Origin of the sequence: Paenibacillus pinistramenti (genome assembly GCF_005869875.1) — a bacterium.
Classification (GTDB): domain Bacteria; phylum Bacillota; class Bacilli; order Paenibacillales; family Paenibacillaceae; genus Fontibacillus; species Fontibacillus pinistramenti.
The window spans coordinates 518,111-535,674 of record NZ_VAWG01000002.1 but is presented as its reverse complement, the minus strand read 5'-3'; the positions used below and the strand labels follow the sequence as shown (position 1 = coordinate 535,674).

General features: G+C 50.3%; 16 protein-coding genes. 15 read left to right on the top strand and 1 reads right to left on the bottom strand.

What is annotated here, in order from left to right:
• Positions 1 to 135 precede the first annotated feature (135 nt).
• From FCN15_RS05215 to FCN15_RS05175, 9 genes are all read left to right on the top strand, one after another.
• Complete coding sequence (locus FCN15_RS05215) at positions 136 to 1,923, top strand: 2-oxoacid:acceptor oxidoreductase subunit alpha (RefSeq protein WP_138493904.1); 1,788 nt, start codon at positions 136 to 138, stop codon at positions 1,921 to 1,923.
• Positions 1,910 to 2,776 (top strand): 2-oxoacid:ferredoxin oxidoreductase subunit beta, encoded by an 867-nt coding sequence (locus FCN15_RS05210; RefSeq protein WP_138493903.1) that lies wholly within the window; start codon positions 1,910 to 1,912, stop codon positions 2,774 to 2,776. Before FCN15_RS05215 ends, FCN15_RS05210 begins: the two co-directional genes overlap by 14 nt.
• 169 nt (positions 2,777 to 2,945) lie before the next feature.
• Positions 2,946 to 3,518 carry a phosphate propanoyltransferase gene (gene pduL / locus FCN15_RS05205; RefSeq protein WP_138493902.1) on the top strand — a complete coding sequence of 191 codons (573 nt, stop codon included), beginning with the start codon at positions 2,946 to 2,948 and terminating at the stop codon, positions 3,516 to 3,518.
• Positions 3,519 to 3,754: 236 nt separating this feature from the next.
• Positions 3,755 to 5,305 (top strand): tRNA (N6-isopentenyl adenosine(37)-C2)-methylthiotransferase MiaB, encoded by a 1,551-nt coding sequence (gene miaB / locus FCN15_RS05200; RefSeq protein ID WP_138493901.1) that lies wholly within the window; start codon positions 3,755 to 3,757, stop codon positions 5,303 to 5,305.
• Positions 5,306 to 5,379: 74 nt separating this feature from the next.
• Positions 5,380 to 5,793 carry a YlbF/YmcA family competence regulator gene (locus tag FCN15_RS05195; protein ID WP_420819547.1) on the top strand — a complete coding sequence of 138 codons (414 nt, stop codon included), beginning with the start codon at positions 5,380 to 5,382 and terminating at the stop codon, positions 5,791 to 5,793.
• 134 nt (positions 5,794 to 5,927) lie between these two features.
• Positions 5,928 to 6,329, top strand: coding sequence for a PaaI family thioesterase (locus FCN15_RS05190; RefSeq protein WP_138493900.1), 402 nt, complete (start codon positions 5,928 to 5,930; stop codon positions 6,327 to 6,329).
• Positions 6,330 to 6,355: 26 nt separating this feature from the next.
• On the top strand, positions 6,356 to 7,138 hold the full coding sequence (locus FCN15_RS05185; protein WP_138493899.1) for an NUDIX hydrolase: 783 nt from the start codon (positions 6,356 to 6,358) through the stop codon (positions 7,136 to 7,138).
• Between the two features lie 106 nt (positions 7,139 to 7,244).
• Complete coding sequence (locus tag FCN15_RS05180) at positions 7,245 to 7,799, top strand: cysteine hydrolase family protein (protein ID WP_138493898.1); 555 nt, start codon at positions 7,245 to 7,247, stop codon at positions 7,797 to 7,799.
• Positions 7,800 to 7,828: 29 nt separating this feature from the next.
• Positions 7,829 to 9,286 carry a nicotinate phosphoribosyltransferase gene (locus tag FCN15_RS05175; RefSeq protein ID WP_138494043.1) on the top strand — a complete coding sequence of 486 codons (1,458 nt, stop codon included), beginning with the start codon at positions 7,829 to 7,831 and terminating at the stop codon, positions 9,284 to 9,286.
• A gap of 330 nt (positions 9,287 to 9,616) precedes the next feature.
• On the opposite strand, the gene FCN15_RS05170 is transcribed toward FCN15_RS05175, so the two are convergent.
• The gene (locus FCN15_RS05170) at positions 9,617 to 10,135 is read right to left on the bottom strand and encodes a MogA/MoaB family molybdenum cofactor biosynthesis protein (protein WP_138493897.1); all 519 of its coding nucleotides are present in this window, start codon (positions 10,133 to 10,135) and stop codon (positions 9,617 to 9,619) included.
• A 181-nt stretch (positions 10,136 to 10,316) separates the two neighbouring features.
• On the opposite strand from FCN15_RS05170, the gene FCN15_RS05165 reads away from it, so the two are divergent.
• The 6 genes from FCN15_RS05165 (at position 10,317) to FCN15_RS05140 (ending at position 17,550) form a co-directional block, all read left to right on the top strand.
• Positions 10,317 to 11,414, top strand: coding sequence for a CobW family GTP-binding protein (locus tag FCN15_RS05165; RefSeq protein WP_238996516.1), 1,098 nt, complete (start codon positions 10,317 to 10,319; stop codon positions 11,412 to 11,414).
• Positions 11,415 to 11,629: 215 nt separating this feature from the next.
• Complete coding sequence (locus FCN15_RS05160; protein WP_138493896.1) at positions 11,630 to 11,962, top strand: four-helix bundle copper-binding protein; 333 nt, start codon at positions 11,630 to 11,632, stop codon at positions 11,960 to 11,962.
• Between the two features lie 368 nt (positions 11,963 to 12,330).
• A complete protein-coding gene (locus FCN15_RS05155) occupies positions 12,331 to 13,782 on the top strand; it encodes a PTS mannitol transporter subunit IIBC (RefSeq protein WP_138493895.1) in 1,452 nt (483 codons plus the stop codon).
• 81 nt (positions 13,783 to 13,863) lie between these two features.
• Entirely contained in the window at positions 13,864 to 15,933 is a 2,070-nt protein-coding gene (locus FCN15_RS05150; RefSeq protein WP_138493894.1) for a BglG family transcription antiterminator, read from the top strand.
• Between the two features lie 19 nt (positions 15,934 to 15,952).
• Positions 15,953 to 16,390, top strand: coding sequence for a PTS mannitol transporter subunit IIA (locus FCN15_RS05145; protein ID WP_138493893.1), 438 nt, complete (start codon positions 15,953 to 15,955; stop codon positions 16,388 to 16,390).
• Positions 16,390 to 17,550: a mannitol-1-phosphate 5-dehydrogenase gene (locus tag FCN15_RS05140; RefSeq protein WP_138493892.1), complete on the top strand. Its 1,161-nt coding sequence runs from the start codon at positions 16,390 to 16,392 to the stop codon at positions 17,548 to 17,550. The genes FCN15_RS05145 and FCN15_RS05140 overlap by 1 nt, the downstream gene beginning before the upstream one ends.
• Positions 17,551 to 17,564 lie beyond the last annotated feature (14 nt).

The following is a 17,564-nucleotide window of genomic DNA, read 5'->3' as shown; positions in this document are numbered from 1 at the left end:
ACATAAAATTGACATGATTATGAAACAGATCTTTCATATTTTTGCGAGGGATTGTCCTTTCGCACCTTGATTTTTTGAAATATTCATGCAATTTTATCATTCTTCTGATGCGATACGATTAAAGGGGTGGGCGGTTTGATTAGTCAATTGTCATGGAAAATCGGCGGGCAGCAGGGTGAAGGCGTAGAAAGTACAGATCGTATTTTTTCAACAGCATTAAATCGTTTGGGGTATTATTTGTACGGTTACAGACATTTTTCATCCCGTATTAAAGGCGGTCACACGAATAACAAGATTAGAATCAGCACGAGTCCGATCCGGGCCATTTCTGATGACTTGGACATTTTGGTTGCTTTCGATCAGGAAAGCATTGATCTTAACGCGCACGAGCTTTGTCAGGACGGTGTGATTGTGGCGGACGCCAAATTCAATCCTACCGTACCGGAAGGCAGCAGCGCAAAGCTGTTTGCGGTTCCTATTACAGCTATCGCAGAAGAGCTTGGTACTTCCCTAATGAAGAATATGGTGGCTTCCGGCGCATCCTGGGCACTTCTTGGACTGCCGCTGGAAGTGTTTAATAAAGCGGTTGAAGAAGAATTCGGCCGCAAAGGCCAGGCAATTGTAGACAAGAACGTAGAAGCTGTTAAGCGCGGTGCAGAATATGTGCTCGAGCTGGCCGGAGGGCCGCTTGAACGCTTCAAGCTGGAGCCTGCTGACGGCAAAGAGAAGCTGTTTATGATCGGCAACGACGCGATTGGCCTTGGGGCAGTAGCTGCAGGCTGCCGGATCATGAGTGCCTACCCGATTACTCCGGCTTCGGAGATCATGGAATATCTGATCAAGAAGCTTCCAAAGTTCGGCGGAACGGTCGTTCAAACAGAAGATGAGATCGCAGCGATTACGATGGCGATTGGCGCGAACTATGCCGGTGTGAGAACGATGACGGCATCCGCCGGCCCGGGACTTTCGCTCATGATGGAGGCGATCGGCCTTGCGGGAATGACGGAAACTCCGGTGGTCATTGTAGATACGCAGCGCGGCGGCCCAAGTACGGGGCTTCCGACCAAACAGGAGCAAAGTGATATCAATGCTCTGATTTATGGCACACATGGTGAAATTCCAAAGATTGTGCTGGCTCCAAGCTCCATTGAGGAATGCTTCTATGACACGATTCAGGCCTTCAATCTGGCGGAGAAATATCAGGTGCCGGTCATTCTGGCCACGGATCTTCAGCTGTCGCTGGGCAAGCAGTCCTGTGAACTGCTGGATTACAGCAAAATTGTGATCGACCGCGGAACGCTGGTGGATGAAGTGCCAGAGCGGGAAGACGGCAGCTTGTTCAAACGATATGAACTTACGGAAAATGGGGTATCACCCCGGGTTATCCCCGGCGTGAAGAACGGCATCCACCACGTTACCGGTGTTGAGCATGATGAATCCGGCCGTCCTTCGGAAAGTCCGGTAAACCGCCAGAAGATGATGGATAAACGCCTTGGCAAGCTGGATAAGATTCAGGTAGATAATCCGATTCATGTTCAGGCGCCCCATCAAAATCCTGATCTGCTGATTGTCGGCATGGGTTCAACCGGCGGCACGATTGACCAGGCCCGTGAAAGACTGGAAGATGAAGGAATTACGACCAACCATATTACGGTCCGTTTGATGCACCCGTTCCCGGTAGAGGAGATCCAGCCTTATCTGGAGCAGGCGAAACAGGTCGTGGTTCTGGAAAATAATGCAACCGGGCAGCTTGCAGGTCTGATCAAGCTGAATGCCGGATACAGCGATAAGCTTGTTAACATGCTTAAATACGACGGCACACCATTCCTGCCATCTGAAGTTTACAGCAAATGTTTGGATGTGCACAGCCAGGCAGCATTAGAGAAACAAAGCGGGGAGTTGGTTAAACATGGCAACTTTTAAAGAATTCCGCAACAATATTAAACCGAACTGGTGTCCCGGATGCGGGGACTTCTCCGTACAGGCAGCGATCCAGCGGGCAGCAGCCAACGTTGGCCTTGAGCCCGAGCAGCTTGCAGTGATTTCGGGGATCGGCTGCTCCGGCCGGATCTCCGGATACATCAACGCTTACGGCCTGCATGGCATTCACGGCCGCGCACTGCCGATCGCCCAAGGCGTTAAGCTCGCCAACCGTGAGCTGACTGTAATCGCCTCCGGCGGTGATGGAGATGGATTTGCCATTGGCATGGGCCATACCATTCATGCGATCCGCCGCAATATTAATATCACCTATATTGTTATGGATAACCAAATTTACGGCTTGACCAAAGGTCAGACCTCTCCCCGCAGTGCGGAAGGCTTTAAGACGAAGAGTACGCCGGAGGGCTCCATTGAGTCAGCATTGTCACCGCTGGAACTGGCCCTTTCATCCGGCGCAACATTCGTAGCCCAGTCGTTCTCCAGCGATTTGAAGCAGCTGACGGCACTGATTGAAGAAGGTATTAAACATGAAGGCTTCTCCTTGATTAACGTGTTTAGTCCTTGCGTAACGTTCAATAAAGTCAACACTTATGACTGGTTCAAAGAGAACATCACCAACCTGGATACTGTTGAGGGCTATGATTCCAGCAACCGGATTCAGGCGATGACCAAACTGATGGAAACCGGCGGCCTGCTTACAGGTCTGATCTATCAGAACAAGGAACGCAAGAGCTACGAGGATCTCGTGCCTGGCTTCCGCAAAGAAGCACTTGCCGGACAAAATCCGGAGATCACGGCCGAGCAGTTCAACCAGCTGGTGGCCGAGTTTAGATAAGGCTGACGGATAATAGGTCATTTTGGTATAGAAGCTGGTCATACTGGCTATAACAAGATTGTCACAAGGCACCCTGGCGGGTGCCTTTGCCTTTTGTGTCGAAAGTTGTATAATGGGTAAGGATATTTTCGTGAGTGAAAAAAAGAACCGTATAGGAGTGAACTTCACGATGAGTAAAATCGTACCTGTAGGCGTCTCCGGACGTCATATTCACCTGACTCAAGAACATATTGAAGCTTTGTTTGGCGAAGGCTATCAGCTTACGGAGTTTAAACCGTTGTCCCAGCCGGGACAATTTGCTTCAAACGAGCAAGTTGCCGTAATCGGACCGAAGGGTGAATTTTCCAAAGTCCGCATTTTGGGACCTGCCCGCCCAGCTTCCCAGCTTGAAGTTTCGCGTACGGATTCCTTTGCGATCGGCGTTCCGGCTCCAGTCCGGGAATCCGGCAATATTGAAGGAACACCTGGCATCAAGGTTAAAGGCCCTAAAGGCGAAATTGAACTGGATAAAGGCGTAATCGTTGCTGCCCGACATATTCATTTCCATACCTCGGACGCTGAGAAATGGGGAATCAAGGACAAGCAGCTGCTGAAGGTGCGTGTCGGCGGCGAACGCGGCGTTGTTTTTGAAAATGTTATTGCCCGTGTATCGGATTCCTTTGCACTGGACATGCATATTGATACGGACGAAGCGAATGCAGCCGGTGTGAAGAACGGCGACAGCGCTGAAATCGTTGAATGATAAGATTTACCTGCCTGTTTTAATCTGATCAGAGCAAGCGGCAGCGTATAATAGCGGCGGTTCGGAATTCCGGACCTGCCGCTTTTTTATTATCCGGATTTGGAGATAACAGCCGGAACTGCAGCACGGCCATGCGGCTAGAAATAGCAGGTCAGGCATGTTATAATTTGATGTAATGCATTTTTAAACTATTGTCCGCTTTCGGATAAAGATAGAAGTTAGGAGTGAGCCGCAACATGGCTAAGGAAACTAAGGATTACTCCAAGTATTTTGATTTCTCGGATGCGAAAATTCTGCATGAAGATGAGAACGGGAAGAAGATCCGCATCCGCGGGCGCGAGATTCAAATCTTCTCTGAACCGAATCATAAGCAGGAGAAGCAGCGCGGCAAAGAAGCCGTGCAGGTTCATTATGATACAGCAGTGCCGGAAGAGCTGCGTCTGATCGGTGCCGGCAAACATTATATCGTGTACACCTTTGGCTGCCAGATGAACGAACACGATTCGGAGACCATCAAAGGTCTGCTCGAGCAGATGGGCTACAAGCCGACGGAAGACCGCAAGGAAGCCGACATTATTCTGCTGAACACATGCGCAATCCGTGAGAATGCGGAAGACAAGGTGTTCGGGGAGCTTGGCCACCTCAAGCATCTGAAAACGGAGAAGCCGGATATGCTGCTTGGCGTATGCGGCTGTATGTCACAGGAAGAGACAGTGGTGAACCGGATCCTGCAGAAGCATGGGTTTGTGGATTTGATCTTTGGCACCCACAACATTCACCGTCTGCCTTATCTGATTCACGAATCGCTGATGAGCAAAGAAATGGTCGTGGACGTCTGGTCCAAGGAAGGCGACATTATTGAGAACCTGCCGAAGAAGCGGGAAGGCATGCGCGCCTGGGTAAATATTATGTACGGCTGTGATAAGTTCTGTACGTACTGTATCGTTCCGTTCACCCGGGGCAAGGAGCGCAGCCGCCGTCCGGAAGACGTAATCGCCGAGGTCCGGGAATTGGCGCGCCAGGGCTTTAAGGAAATTACGCTGCTCGGGCAAAATGTGAATGCTTATGGCAAGGATTTTACAGATATTACGTATTCTTTCGCCAATTTGATGGATGATATCCATAAGATTGATATTCCGCGGATCCGGTTTACGACTTCACATCCACGTGATTTTGACGACCATTTGATCCAGGTGCTGGCTCAGGGCGGGAACCTGGTGGAGCATCTTCACCTGCCGGTGCAGTCCGGAAGCACAGAAGTTCTGAAGATGATGGGACGCAAATACTCCCGCGAGCATTATCTGGAGCTGGTCCGCAAGATCAAGGCGTCCATTCCGAATGTATCGCTGACCACAGACATTATCGTGGGATTCCCGGGCGAAACGGATGAACAGTTTGAAGAAACATTGTCGCTGGTCCGTGAAGTGGGCTACGATTTCGCTTATTCGTTTATTTATTCACCGCGTGAAGGAACGCCAGCAGCATCGATGAAGGACGACATTCCGATGGAAGTGAAGAAAGATCGGCTGTACCGGCTGAACAATGCGATCCAGGAAAGCAGCCGCGAAAGCAATGAACAGTTCAAAGGCCAGGTCGTTGAAGTGCTTGTTGAAGGGGAAAGTAAAAACAATGCTCAAGTACTCGCAGGGCGCACACGCACCAACAAGCTTGTCCATTTTGAAGGCGGGCCTGAACTGATCGGGACTTTTGTGCATGTGGAGATTACAGATTCACTGTCCTGGTATATTAAAGGCAAGATCATTAATGCACCAATGGCTGCCGTATAAGATAAACAGGCAAGGATACGAAGGGAGGAATTCTGGTGGCAGAACTTTATGACATGTCTGACGCTAAAGGCGGAATGCCGAATTCTGCTCCGCAGCGTATGTTTGCAAGAAATGAGATCCTGCAGAAATCGAAAGAGCTCGCTGAGCTGATCGGTGAAAGTGAAGAGGTACGGGTCTTTAAACAGGCTGAGCAGCAGATCGAGAATCACGAACGGATTCAATCGCTTATTTCGCAAATGAAGAAGAAGCAGAAAGAAATCGTGGCTTTTGAAAGCATGCGTAATCAAGATATGGTCACCCGAATTGAGAAGGAAATCGATGAGCTGCAGGCTGAAATCGATGCGATTCCGCTAGTGACCGAATATCAGCAAAGCCAGGCGGATATCAACTATTTGCTTCAGTTTGTAGTGTCCGCGATTCAGGATACGGTTTCTCAGAAGCTCAATGTGGAATCCGGTACGGAGGCACCTCCTAGCCGGTGTGATTAACAGCAGGCGAAGTGCGGGAGGAAGCCTTCCGCACTTTTTGCTGTATGCATCCGAACAAGGTCAAACTTCAGCCCATAAAATATTTGAAGTACATACATCTGTGAAGATATTCATATAAGCAAGGAGGCAGAGAAATGGATTGGACAGATTTGCTGAACCGTAATAACCAGACCTTTTGGGGCTTCCTTGGGATGGAGCTGCTGCATGCCGATGCAGCGCGTGTAGAGCTCGGCCTAGAGGTGAAAGAACATCACCTGAACTCCAAGGGGATCGTGCACGGAGGGGTGCTCTCCTCCTTAATGGACCAGGCAATGGGAGTCCTGGTTTCGGCTGCCCGGAACGGAGTTGAGGGAGTGACTACCCATCTGAATGTTAACTTTGTAACGGCGATGGGAACAGGCCGGCTGGTCGCCAGCGCTTATCCGGTGCATGAAACCTATCGTACGATGACTATGCGGGCGGAGATCCGTAACGAGCAGGGAGAGCTTGGCTGTGTGGCAACCGCCACTTTCCGGCTTCCCAAGCAGCAAGCTTAAGATAAACATAAACGACAGTGTGGGTGATGGAAATGAACGATGACCAGGATAAAGCCAACAATTATAACCCTAAAAAATACCGCACACCGGATGGAGTTCCTGCCGATATCGTGATGTTTACTTTAACCAAGCAGGAACGCCGTTCCTCGACCAAATCGCTGCCGCTGTTTGAGCTGAAGGTGATGCTGATCCGCCGGAGAAGCTGGCCGTTTGCAGGGGCCTATGCGCTGCCGGGAGGCTTTTGCCAGGAAAATGAATCGCTTTATGAGACGGCAAGCCGGGAGCTGGAAGAGGAAACGGGAGTGGACGGCGGCCATCTGGAGTATTTGGGGGTTTACAGTACGCCGGGGCGCGATCCCAGAGGGTGGATTATCTCGCACGCTTTCTACTCACTGGTTGAAGAATGGGTGCTGGAGAAACGAAAGGCGGCGGATGACGCCCAGGCCGTCGGCCTGTTTACGATCCAGGAGGCGCTGGAAGAGCTTGAGCTTGCCTTCGACCATCGGGAGATTATCAAAGATGCTTACCAGCGGATTCAGGAGCAGATGCTGCAGACGACGATCGCCAAGCAGTTTCTGCCGCCGCATTTTACACTGAGCGAGCTCTATCAGGTTATACGGACTGTGGTGCCTGATTTTGAGGAGCTGAATTTTATCCGTAAGGTTACATCAACTAGAAGCAGGCAAGGTATACTGGAAGAAGTATTTGACGAGAACGGTAAAAGGCTGCTGTCCAACCAATATTCGCAGCGTCCGGCACAGCTTTACCGGTTCACAGATTTTACGCCCCGATTGAGTATTTATACTTAACGGGATGAAATAGTTTGCAGGAGAACAGTTTGCAGAAGAACAGTATGAGAATCACAGCATGAGAAGCACAGCAGCCTGTCATTTATTGAGAGAGGAGCTGAAGTGAATGAATGCTTTAATCGTGATTGATTTCACGAATGATTTCGTGGATGGAAGTCTGCCGGTAGGTGAACCAGGTATTCAAATTGCGCCGGTTGTTGCGCGTTTGACCGAAGCTTTTGCAAGTAAAGGCGAATATGTCGTGATGGCTGTGGATCTGCATGAGAAGGGGGATCCGTATCATCCGGAAACAAAGCTTTTTCCCCCGCATAATATCAGAGGGACGCAGGGAAGAGAGCTGTATGGTGAGCTTCAGCCGGTTTATGAGAAGCATAAAGAAGACATTTATTGGATGGACAAGACAAGATACAGCGCATTCTGCGGGACGGATCTCGAGCTTAAGCTTAGAGAAAGAGGTGTCAGCGAGATCCACCTGATTGGGGTATGCACGGATATTTGTGTGCTTCATACCGCAGTAGATGCTTATAATAAAGGGTTTAAAATCACGGTTTACGAGGACGCCGTAGCCAGCTTCAATCCGGCAGGACATGAGTGGGCATTGGGCCATTTTTCAGGGAGTTTAGGGGCAAGGGTGATAAGCAGCTCCGAAGTGCTGAAATGAGGAACGCGGCAGAGAGAGGAATGAACGAGATGCAAACGACTGGCTTGGCGCTGCATACGGATAAATATCAAATTAATATGCTGTACGCGCATTGGATGAATGGGAGTCACTTACGAAAGGCAGTGTTTGAAGCGTATTTCCGCAAGCTGCCGTTTGGCAACGGTTTTGCCGTGTTTGCCGGGCTTGAACGGATCGTTAACTATTTGGAGAACCTGCATTTTACGGAGGAAGATCTAGCCTATTTGGCCAAGCAGGAAGAGAATTATAAGCCTGAATTCTTAAGAATGCTCCAGGAATTCCGTTTCCAAGGAAACCTGCTGTCGATGAAAGAAGGGGCGATCGTCTTCCCGAACGAACCGCTGATCCGCGTGGAAGGGACAATCATGGAGGCGCAGCTCGTTGAAACGGCTCTTCTTAACTTTATGAACTTTCAGACCTTGATTGCAACGAAAGCCTCACGGATTAAACAGGTTGCCCCCAATGACGTACTGCTGGAGTTTGGAACAAGACGTGCCCAGGAGGCCGATGCCGCAATTTGGGGAGCGAGAGCGGCTTATATTGCCGGTTTTGACGCGACTTCGAACATGCTGGCGGGTGAGTATTTTGGCATTCCGACCAAGGGAACGCATGCGCATTCCTGGGTTCAGGGCTTTGAATCCGAGGAGGAGGCCTTTGAGCTGTATGCCAAAGCGCTGCCGGATCAGGTAACGCTCCTGGTCGATACGTATGATACCCTGAAGAGCGGCGTACCTAACGCGATCAAGACCGCCAAATGGCTGGAGACTCAGGGCAAACGGATGAGCTCCATCCGGCTGGACAGCGGCGACCTTGCGTATTTGTCCATACAGGCACGTAAGATGCTGGATGATGCCGGTTTGTCTTATGTAAAAATTGTGGCCTCAAACGATCTGGATGAACACACGATCTTTAACTTGAAGGCCCAAGGCGCGCGGATTGATATCTGGGGTGTAGGAACCCAGCTGATTACGGCAGCGGATCAGCCTGCTCTCGGCGGCGTCTACAAGCTGGTTGAGCGGCAAAGAGGCGACGAGATGGTGCCGACGATTAAAATTTCCGGCAATCCCGAGAAGATCAGCACGCCTGGCAAGAAAGAAGTATACCGTCTGATCAGCCGAAATGATCATAGGGCGCTGGCAGATTATATTACCTATCCGGCGGAAGTCATTTCAGAGGACCGGAATAACAAGCTTCGCCTGAAGCACCTGCTGAATTCTACGCTGCAGAAGACCGTCAAGAATTTCGATGCAATGAGAATGCTGGAGCCGGTTTATGTGGACGGCAAACTCGTATACGAGCTGCCCGGGCTTGATGAGGTCAGAAAATATCATCAGGCACAGCTCTCCTTGTTCTGGCCGGAATACCTGCGCAAGCTGAATCCGGAAATTTACCGCGTCAGCTTGAGCGAAGAGGTCTGGAACAAGCGTCAATCGATGATTGAAGCTTATCTTGAGCAGCATGAGGAATAGAAGGGAATAGATGGAATAGACCGGAATTGATGGAAGAGATGCGGACAGAGGAAGCTGGATAAGAATCGAAGTCCGATACAATACAAAGTCCGATACAAAACAAAGTCCGATACAAATAGTAGCCAGATAAGAATACGAGTCAGATAAAAATACAAGAGCTGCCGTTCTGGAACCCAGGGCGGCAGCTCTTGCTTTTGCTTTGGTTCGTACACGCCGCCCAGATCAAATTATTTCTCGGGAAAGCGCAGAAGGCGATAAGATTTGACGATGGTTGAATAAATTCGACACCAGCTTTAAACTGCCGCCGGTTCGGCCCGGAATGCTAAGCTTTTAGGCTTTGTACAGTTCACGCATAATATGGCGGAGCTCCGGCAAAATAATCCGTTCCATGGCGAGCTTAACAGCACCGCTGGAGCCGGGCATCGAGAAAATGGCGGTTTCGCCGATCACTCCGGCCATTGCGCGGCTTAGAATGGCGGCAGAGCCAATGTCCTCGGTAAAGCTCAGATAGCGGAACAGCTCCCCGAAGCCCGGCAGTTCCTTGCCGAGACTGAGCATGCTTCGCACCGCTTCATAGGTCGTGTCCCGCGGAGAAATGCCGGTGCCGCCGGTGAGCAGCACGGCCTCAATCTTCTTGTCCTCGGAGGACTCATGCAGCAAGTTCCGGAGCGCTTCGTAATCGTCCTTGACGATCCGGTAATCAACGACACTGAATCCGCCGTTTTCCAGAAGCTCCATCATGAGCTTTCCGCTTGTATCGTTGTCCGGTGAGCGTGTGTCCGAAACCGTAATAACCTGACAGGCGACGGAGGCCGGCGCCTGCTGCTTATGTTCATCTACAGATCTCATAACGATAACCTCGCCTTCCATAACAGTTTTTTACTCTATCTTTATATTCTATCTTATTATTCTATCTTATTATTCTATTATACCTTAAACCCAATTCCATTTGGTTGCATCCGCCCGGCTGCTATAGTACACTCGCTTTCAGACTAGTCATAACGTACAGATTTCTAAGGAGGACCAGAAATTGCAGGCTGCAGAAGAAACATTTGTAACCCCGGTATACCTGTTGTCGGGTTTTTTGGGAAGCGGTAAAACAACCTTGCTGTCAAAGCTGATTGATTATTGGCAGCAAGCCGGCATGAAGCCGGCCGTTGTCATGAACGAATTGGGAGAAGTGAATCTTGACGGGCTGCTTGTGAAGCAGGAGGTGCCCATGGAGGAAATGCTCGGGGGCTGCATCTGCTGTTCCAGCAGAGGCGATCTGGGCTATACGCTGGCTTCCCTCATTCAGAAAGAGCACCCGGATGTCATAGTAGTCGAAGCTACAGGCGCGGCGAATCCGATGGAGGTGCTGGATGCGGTAACCGAAACAGCTCTCTATATGAAGCTTGAGATCATGCCGGTCATTACCGTGGTAGATTCAGCCTATCTGATGGAGCTGTTCGAGAGCCAGCAGGGAAAGACCTACCGGCTCATGCAGGAGCAAATCCGCTGCGCTTCGGTTCTGATCATGAACAAGACGGATCTGCTAAAGGCCGGCCAGGAGCAGCAGCTGCTGGAGCTTTTAAATAAATCGAACCCTTATGCCAGAAAAATTCCGGCGGTGAAATGCGAGGTTGATTTGGCCGCATTGCTGGGTAACAGTGAGACAGCTGCTGACACCCAAACTGCTCCTCACAACCACAACACGGATCATGAACAGGAACGAGGAGAATCTCAGACAACGGCTGATGAAGAGCATCCAGGCCATCCAGGCCATGCTGATCATGCAGCCCATGCTATTCATGCTCCTCATGCTCCCCATGCTCCCCATGCTGCTCATAGTCACGTCATGGTTTATACCCATTATCTCAGCTCCCCGGTTGACAGCCAGGAATTCGAGGATTTTATCGCGGGGCTGCCCCGGGACGTATACCGTGCTAAAGGCGTCCTCAGTTTCTCTGATACGAGCAGCCGGTTCCTTTTCCAATACGCATATCGGGAACCTGACTTTATGAAGATTACGCCGCAAGGGGATATTCCGGACGTGGTAGTGTTTATTGGCGAGCATTTTAATAAAGAGGAGTTGACATGCAAGCTTCGCAGGCTTGAGGAGAAGACAGAGCTCTCCCGCGAAAAATAGTCCCTTAGAGCCTTATACATCGGCTCATCGGTTTGTGTGATTTTACTGACTATTCAGCGCACGCGTATCTATTCATATTCATTGGATCTGCAGCCGGCAGGCATTCTTTGCTTGTTTCAAAATCAATTGAACAAGGTAATTAGACTACGATAAGGTTTACCGTTTCATGATGAGAACAATCCGAGAATCCCTGACAGGAGGAGATCATAATGATAATGAGTCACCAGGAATACCGCAGCTGTATTGAAGCCTGCCTCGAATGCATGAATGCCTGCAACTACTGCTATGTATCCAGCTTGAAAGAATACGATCTGGCCATGCTCCGCGACTGCATTCGGCTGGATCGTGAATGTGCGGACATCTGCATGTTTGCAGCCGACGCGCTGTCCCGAGATACGATGTTTGCTGCAGAAATCTGCGAGCTGTGTGCGAAAGCCTGCGAGGCTTGTGCGGAAGAGTGCGCCAAACACGAACATGATCACTGTCAACAATGTGCTGAAGCCTGCCGGCGCTGCGCAGAAATGTGCCGCTCGATGACCGCAGCTTAAATCGTTATTTAGGTGAACTATTAACTAGATAAACAGATAATGAAGCAAGCAGCAATGAGGTCAGCACATAAGCTGGATGATGCGCAGCATGCTTTGCTTTAATCCGGTTGATGACTGTTAACAGCAGGTCGTTGACCGGTTTTTTTGTGCGAAGGGGATCGCTGCAGCTGCACTTAAGAGGTGAAAATGCTGATCTGCCAAGGGGAATTACAGCTTATTAATATTTTTAAAACCTGTCAACAATATTGATGACGAAAGCGAATTTTCATTTGATTGAGAAAGAAAGCGCTTTGAATTACCATTAAGTCAAGGATAAGACAACAAGACATTCGCAAATTATCCTATTAGTTATAAAGGGAGGCTCCAATATGGCAGCAGCAGTTACTGAAAATAATTCCGGAGGATTACGGGTTGGTGTTCAAAAGTTTGGCCGTCTTCTGAGCGGTATGGTTATGCCAAACATTGGCGCTTTTATCGCGTGGGGCCTGATTACGGCTCTCTTTATCCCGACTGGCTGGATTCCTAATGAGTATCTGGCAAAGCTGGTCGATCCTACGATCAAATATTTGCTTCCGCTTCTGATCGGTTATACCGGCGGTGAAATGATTCACGGGAAACGCGGTGCCGTAATCGGTGCGATTGCAACGATGGGCGTTATTATCGGTTCCGATATTCCGATGTTCCTCGGTGCGATGATCGTAGGTCCGATTGCCGCATGGATTCTGAAGCAGTTTGACCGTGCGATTGAAGGCAAAATCCGCGCCGGTTTCGAAATGCTGGTCAACAACTTCTCGATCGGCATCATCGGCGGCTTGATTATGCTGGGAACGTATTCCGGTATCGGGCCAGCCGTTGAAGGATTGACAACCGTTCTTGCGAACGGCGTTGAAGCTCTTGTGAACGCAAATCTGCTTCCACTGGTTAACATTATTATTGAACCGGCAAAAGTCTTGTTCTTGAACAATGCTATCAACCATGGCATCTTGAGCCCGATTGCGGCTGAAGAATCAGTTCGTACAGGTAAATCCATTCTGTTCATGCTTGAATCCAATCCAGGCCCTGGCCTTGGCGTATTGCTGGCCTATTGCTTGGTTGGCAGAGGTTCCGCGAAACAGTCTGCTCCAGGCGCTGTAATCATTCACTTCCTGGGCGGTATTCATGAAATTTATTTCCCTTACATTCTGATGAACCCTCGCCTGATTCTGGCTGTTATGGCCGGCGGCGTATCCGGTACGTTCATGTTCCAATTGCTTGGCGCAGGTCTTACAGGCCCAGCTTCTCCAGGCAGTATCATCGCTTACTTCCTGGTAACGCCAAAAGGCGGTTACTTCGCAATGCTCGCCGGTGTAATCGTCGCCGCGGTGGTTTCGTTCCTTCTGTCTGTACTGCTCCTTAAAACTTCGAAACAGAAAGAAGAAGAAAGCATTGAAGAAGCAGCAGCAAAAATGAAAGACATGAAAGCAGCAGGAATGACCAAAACAGCTGCAGCAGTTACTGGCGCAGATCAAGCAATCAGCGATGCAGCCGTTCAACTGAAACCTGAAGATGTTCACAAAATTGTATTTGCCTGCGATGCAGGTATGGGTTCGAGTGCAATGGGTGCTTCGGTGCTGAGAAAGAAGATGCAGCAGGCTAACGTTAATGTAACGGTCGTCAACTCTGCAATTAGTGAGATTCCGTCCGATGCGGATATCGTCATCACGCAGAAGACTTTGACAGACCGCGCCAAAGGTAAAATTCCTACAGCCGAGCACATCTCTATTGATAATTTCTTGAAGAGCCCTGAATATGACAAGCTTGTCGACCGCCTCAAAGGGTAAGATATAGTAAGGGTAAAAATAGAGAATGAGAAAGCGCCGGCGCCAGCCGGCGTTATTCTCCTTTCTCAAGGGAGGTGCGGAGTGAACAGACTCACCGCTAGGCAAAGGCAAATCCTTACCTTCCTGCTGGATAGGAAAGAAGAGACCACTGCTGCCGAAATCGCGGAAGAAGCCCAGGTGAGTGTCAGAACCGTCCACCGGGAAATGGATGGGATCGAGTCCTACTTGGAGGCATTCGATCTCCGGCTCAAGAAGAAATCCGGCAAAGGCATTGAGCTTGAAGGCTCATCCGAGTCCATGAATAAATTGTCTGCCGCGCTCAAAGAAGAAAGGCCAGCCGAATATTCGGGTGAAGAACGAAAGCTATATATTCTTCTGTCTCTCCTGCAGGCGGATGAGCCGGTGAAGCTGTTTGCGCTTGCCCATTCCCTGAGAGTGACGGTACCGACGGTTTCGAATGATCTTAACGAGCTTGAACCCTGGATCGGCAGATTCCGGCTGGAGCTGATCCGCAGGCGTGGTTATGGAGTTGAAATTGAAGGACGTGAAGAGAATAAACGGAGGGCAATCTGCCAATTGGCGGAGGAAAATCTTGATCCTTCCGATCTGCTTGGAGCGACTGAGAATCAGCCCCCTCTTCTGCAGCGGCTGCTGAAAATCGCCGGTAAGGATTATTTTATGGCCGTGGAAAGCGCTCTGTGGAATAAGGGCTCAGAATGGCTGGATGAGCTGAGTGAGAAGGCCTACACGCATCTGCTGCTTTCTTTATCCGTCACCGTTTCAAGGATTATTCAGAACAAACGGATCACGGAGACAGATGATGAATCTGGCCTTTACGGTTTTCGGCCCCGAAATGTGGAGGATGCCAGAAACATCGTGAAGGAGCTCTCCGAGCTGCTGGACATTCATTTTTGTGAATATGAGATTGTCTATATCGCCTTAATGCTTGATGCCCTTGAGGACTCAGCGACCCAGAATTATTTGGCCCAGGTTGATCTGGTGCATACGGAAATCGTGAACCAGCTGATTCTGAAGGTTGCCCAGAAGACCGGGTATCCGCTCCAGGGCGACAAATCGCTCAGGGAAGGGCTGCTGCAGCATATTGATCCCGCATTAAAACGGTTAAGGGAAGGATCGCGGATCCGCAATCCTCTGTTAACCTCGATCCGCAAGGATTATGAACCGCTGTTCCAGTCGGTCAAGGAAGCGGTAATGGAAATGGAGTCCGCGCTGGAAGTGCCTGATGAAGAAATCGGCTTTCTGGTGATGCACTTTGGGGCTTCGATCGAAAGGCTAAAGCGGCTGCAGCGTGATGTCCGGGCGATTCTGGTCTGCAGCAGCGGAATCGGCTCGGCTAAACTGCTTGCGACCAGGCTGGCCAAAGAAATTCCGCAGATCAAAGTGATCCGGAACAGCTCCTGGTATGAAGCCGCCAGAATCCCGGAGGAAGATTACGATCTGATTATTTCAACCATTGATCTTCCGCTTCCCCAGACCCGTTATATCCGCCTGAGTCCCCTGCTTACCAGAGAGGACATCGAGCGGTTAATCGACTACATCAAGAATACAACCCTGAAGCAGGGGGAAGATTCTTCTGCAGCCGTTAAGAGCTCCAACAAAAATGAAGAGGAACCGGGCTGGGCCGTGGGACGGATCAGATCGCTGCACACCATACTTACGGAAATTCTGGTCATCGTTGATCAATTCCGGCTGCAGCCTATTGATACGAAAGGGAAGGGGCTGGAGCAGGTGCTGCTTGAAGCGTGCCGCTCTCTGGCCGAGGCTTCTGTGCTGATCCATCCGGAGAAGATCACAAATCTCTTGATTGAGCGGGATCTGTTGGGAAGTCTGGTCATCCCTGATAGCTCGCTGGCGCTGTTCCATACGCGGAGCACCGACATTTTGCAGCCTTCGTTATCGCTGTACCGCCTTAGTCAGCCAGTAAAAATGGATCAGCAAACGGACATCACCGTTATTCTGATTATGCTTGCCCCTTGGGAGCTGCCGAAGGAATCGCTCGAGGTGCTGAGTGAAATCAGCGCCCTCCTGCTTTGGCCGGAGCTGATCCGGTTGATGGAGCAAGGCAGTGAACAAGAGGTGAAGCAGTTTCTATCCTCAGAGCTGATGGGGTATTTTAAGAATAAAATATAGAGAAAAGGTGGAGTTTACCATGAGTATACTGTCAAAAGATAAAATTCTATTGTCTGCAACTGCTGCTGATAAAGTTGAAGCGATCCGGATTGCCGGAGAGCTGCTTGTTAAGGCGGGTCATGTCGAGCCGGTTTATGTTGACCATATGATCGAACGGGAAAATATTGTCTCCACTTACATGGGCAATGGGCTTGCCATTCCGCACGGCACCAAAGAAGGCAAGGACGTGATTCATTCAACGGGTTTGTCGATCGTCCGCTTCCCGGAAGGCGTGGATTTCGGAGGAGATGAACCTGCGTTCGTCGTAATCGGCATTGCGGGCGCCGGCGGCGACCATATGCAGATTCTGACCAACGTGGCCATGATCTTCAGCGAGGATGAAAGCTTGGAAATGGTCATGAATGCGCCGACGGAAGAGGCAATTATGGCGATTTTTGAAGGAGGCCTTGAAGACTAATGAAAGCTGTACATTTTGGAGCAGGGAATATCGGCCGCGGGTTTATCGGATTGCTGCTGTCTCAGGCAGGTTATCAAGTGACTTTTCTGGATGTGAATGAAACGCTTGTGAATCATTTGAAGGAACAAGGTGAATATCCGGTGGTGCTCGCGGGTGAGCAGCGGGAAACCCTCATCGTCCGCAACGTCACCGGAATAAACAGCGCAGCAGAAGCAGAGGCGGCGGTTCAGGCTGTAGCGGAGGCGGATATTGTAACCACTGCGGTCGGCGTTAATATTCTTAAGCATATCGCCCCAACGATCGCTGCCGGGCTGAAGGAACGGCTGAAGGCAGGTTCTCCAGCTCCGCTTCATATCATTGCCTGTGAAAATGCGATTGGCGGCAGCACCCAGCTCAAAGAGCATGTGTATGCCCTGCTGGATGAGGAAACCCGCGGGAAAGCGGACAAACTCGCGGCCTTCCCGGATGCCGCTGTTGACCGGATTGTTCCGCTGCAACAGCATGAGAATCCGCTGGAGGTGGAAGTGGAGCCCTTTTTCGAGTGGGCTGTCGATGCTTCGCAAATGATTCCTGGCTATCAGAAGATTGAAGGCGTACATTATGTGGACCGCCTGGAGCCATACATTGAGCGCAAGCTGTTTACGGTTAATACCGGCCACTGTTCGGCTGCTTACCGCGGATACCTGAAAGGGTATGAAACGATTCAGCAGTCTATGGAGGATGCGGGAGTTGCAGATGAGCTCTACAGTGTGCTCAAAGAAACCGGTGCTGTTCTTGTTGCCAAGCACGGTTTTGATGCGGCCGAGCATGAAGCTTATATTCAAAAAATCATGCAGCGCTTCCGCAATCCTGCGCTGAAAGATGAGGTCGCCCGGATTGGCAGATCGCCAATCCGCAAGCTTTCGCCAAATGACCGGCTGGTGTCGCCGGCCCTGCAGGCTTTTGACCGCGGGTTGTCTTATGAAGGCTTAGCCAAGTCCATGGCTGCAGCGATGCTGTTTGATGTGCAGGAGGACCCGGAAGCCGTTCAGATTCAGCAGTCTCTGAAGGAAAGCGGCGTAAGCAAAACGTTAACTCATTTTACCGGCATTCCTGCCGACCATCCGGTTCATCAGGCTGCTATGAAGCATTATGAGCAGCTGAGCAGCTCAACCAAATAGAACAAAACAGGCTG

Coding starts and splice junctions, on each gene's coding strand:
- FCN15_RS05210 (WP_138493903.1), top strand. CDS start 1,910: ATGGCAACTTTTAAAGAATTCCGCAACAATATTAAACCGAACTGGTGT.
- pduL (WP_138493902.1), top strand. CDS start 2,946: ATGAGTAAAATCGTACCTGTAGGCGTCTCCGGACGTCATATTCACCTG.
- miaB (WP_138493901.1), top strand. CDS start 3,755: ATGGCTAAGGAAACTAAGGATTACTCCAAGTATTTTGATTTCTCGGAT.
- FCN15_RS05195 (WP_420819547.1), top strand. CDS start 5,380: ATGCCGAATTCTGCTCCGCAGCGTATGTTTGCAAGAAATGAGATCCTG.
- FCN15_RS05190 (WP_138493900.1), top strand. CDS start 5,928: ATGGATTGGACAGATTTGCTGAACCGTAATAACCAGACCTTTTGGGGC.
- FCN15_RS05185 (WP_138493899.1), top strand. CDS start 6,356: ATGGAAATGAACGATGACCAGGATAAAGCCAACAATTATAACCCTAAA.
- FCN15_RS05180 (WP_138493898.1), top strand. CDS start 7,245: ATGAATGCTTTAATCGTGATTGATTTCACGAATGATTTCGTGGATGGA.
- FCN15_RS05175 (WP_138494043.1), top strand. CDS start 7,829: ATGCAAACGACTGGCTTGGCGCTGCATACGGATAAATATCAAATTAAT.
- FCN15_RS05170 (WP_138493897.1), bottom strand. CDS start 10,135: ATGAGATCTGTAGATGAACATAAGCAGCAGGCGCCGGCCTCCGTCGCC.
- FCN15_RS05160 (WP_138493896.1), top strand. CDS start 11,630: ATGAGTCACCAGGAATACCGCAGCTGTATTGAAGCCTGCCTCGAATGC.
- FCN15_RS05155 (WP_138493895.1), top strand. CDS start 12,331: ATGGCAGCAGCAGTTACTGAAAATAATTCCGGAGGATTACGGGTTGGT.
- FCN15_RS05145 (WP_138493893.1), top strand. CDS start 15,953: ATGAGTATACTGTCAAAAGATAAAATTCTATTGTCTGCAACTGCTGCT.
- FCN15_RS05140 (WP_138493892.1), top strand. CDS start 16,390: ATGAAAGCTGTACATTTTGGAGCAGGGAATATCGGCCGCGGGTTTATC.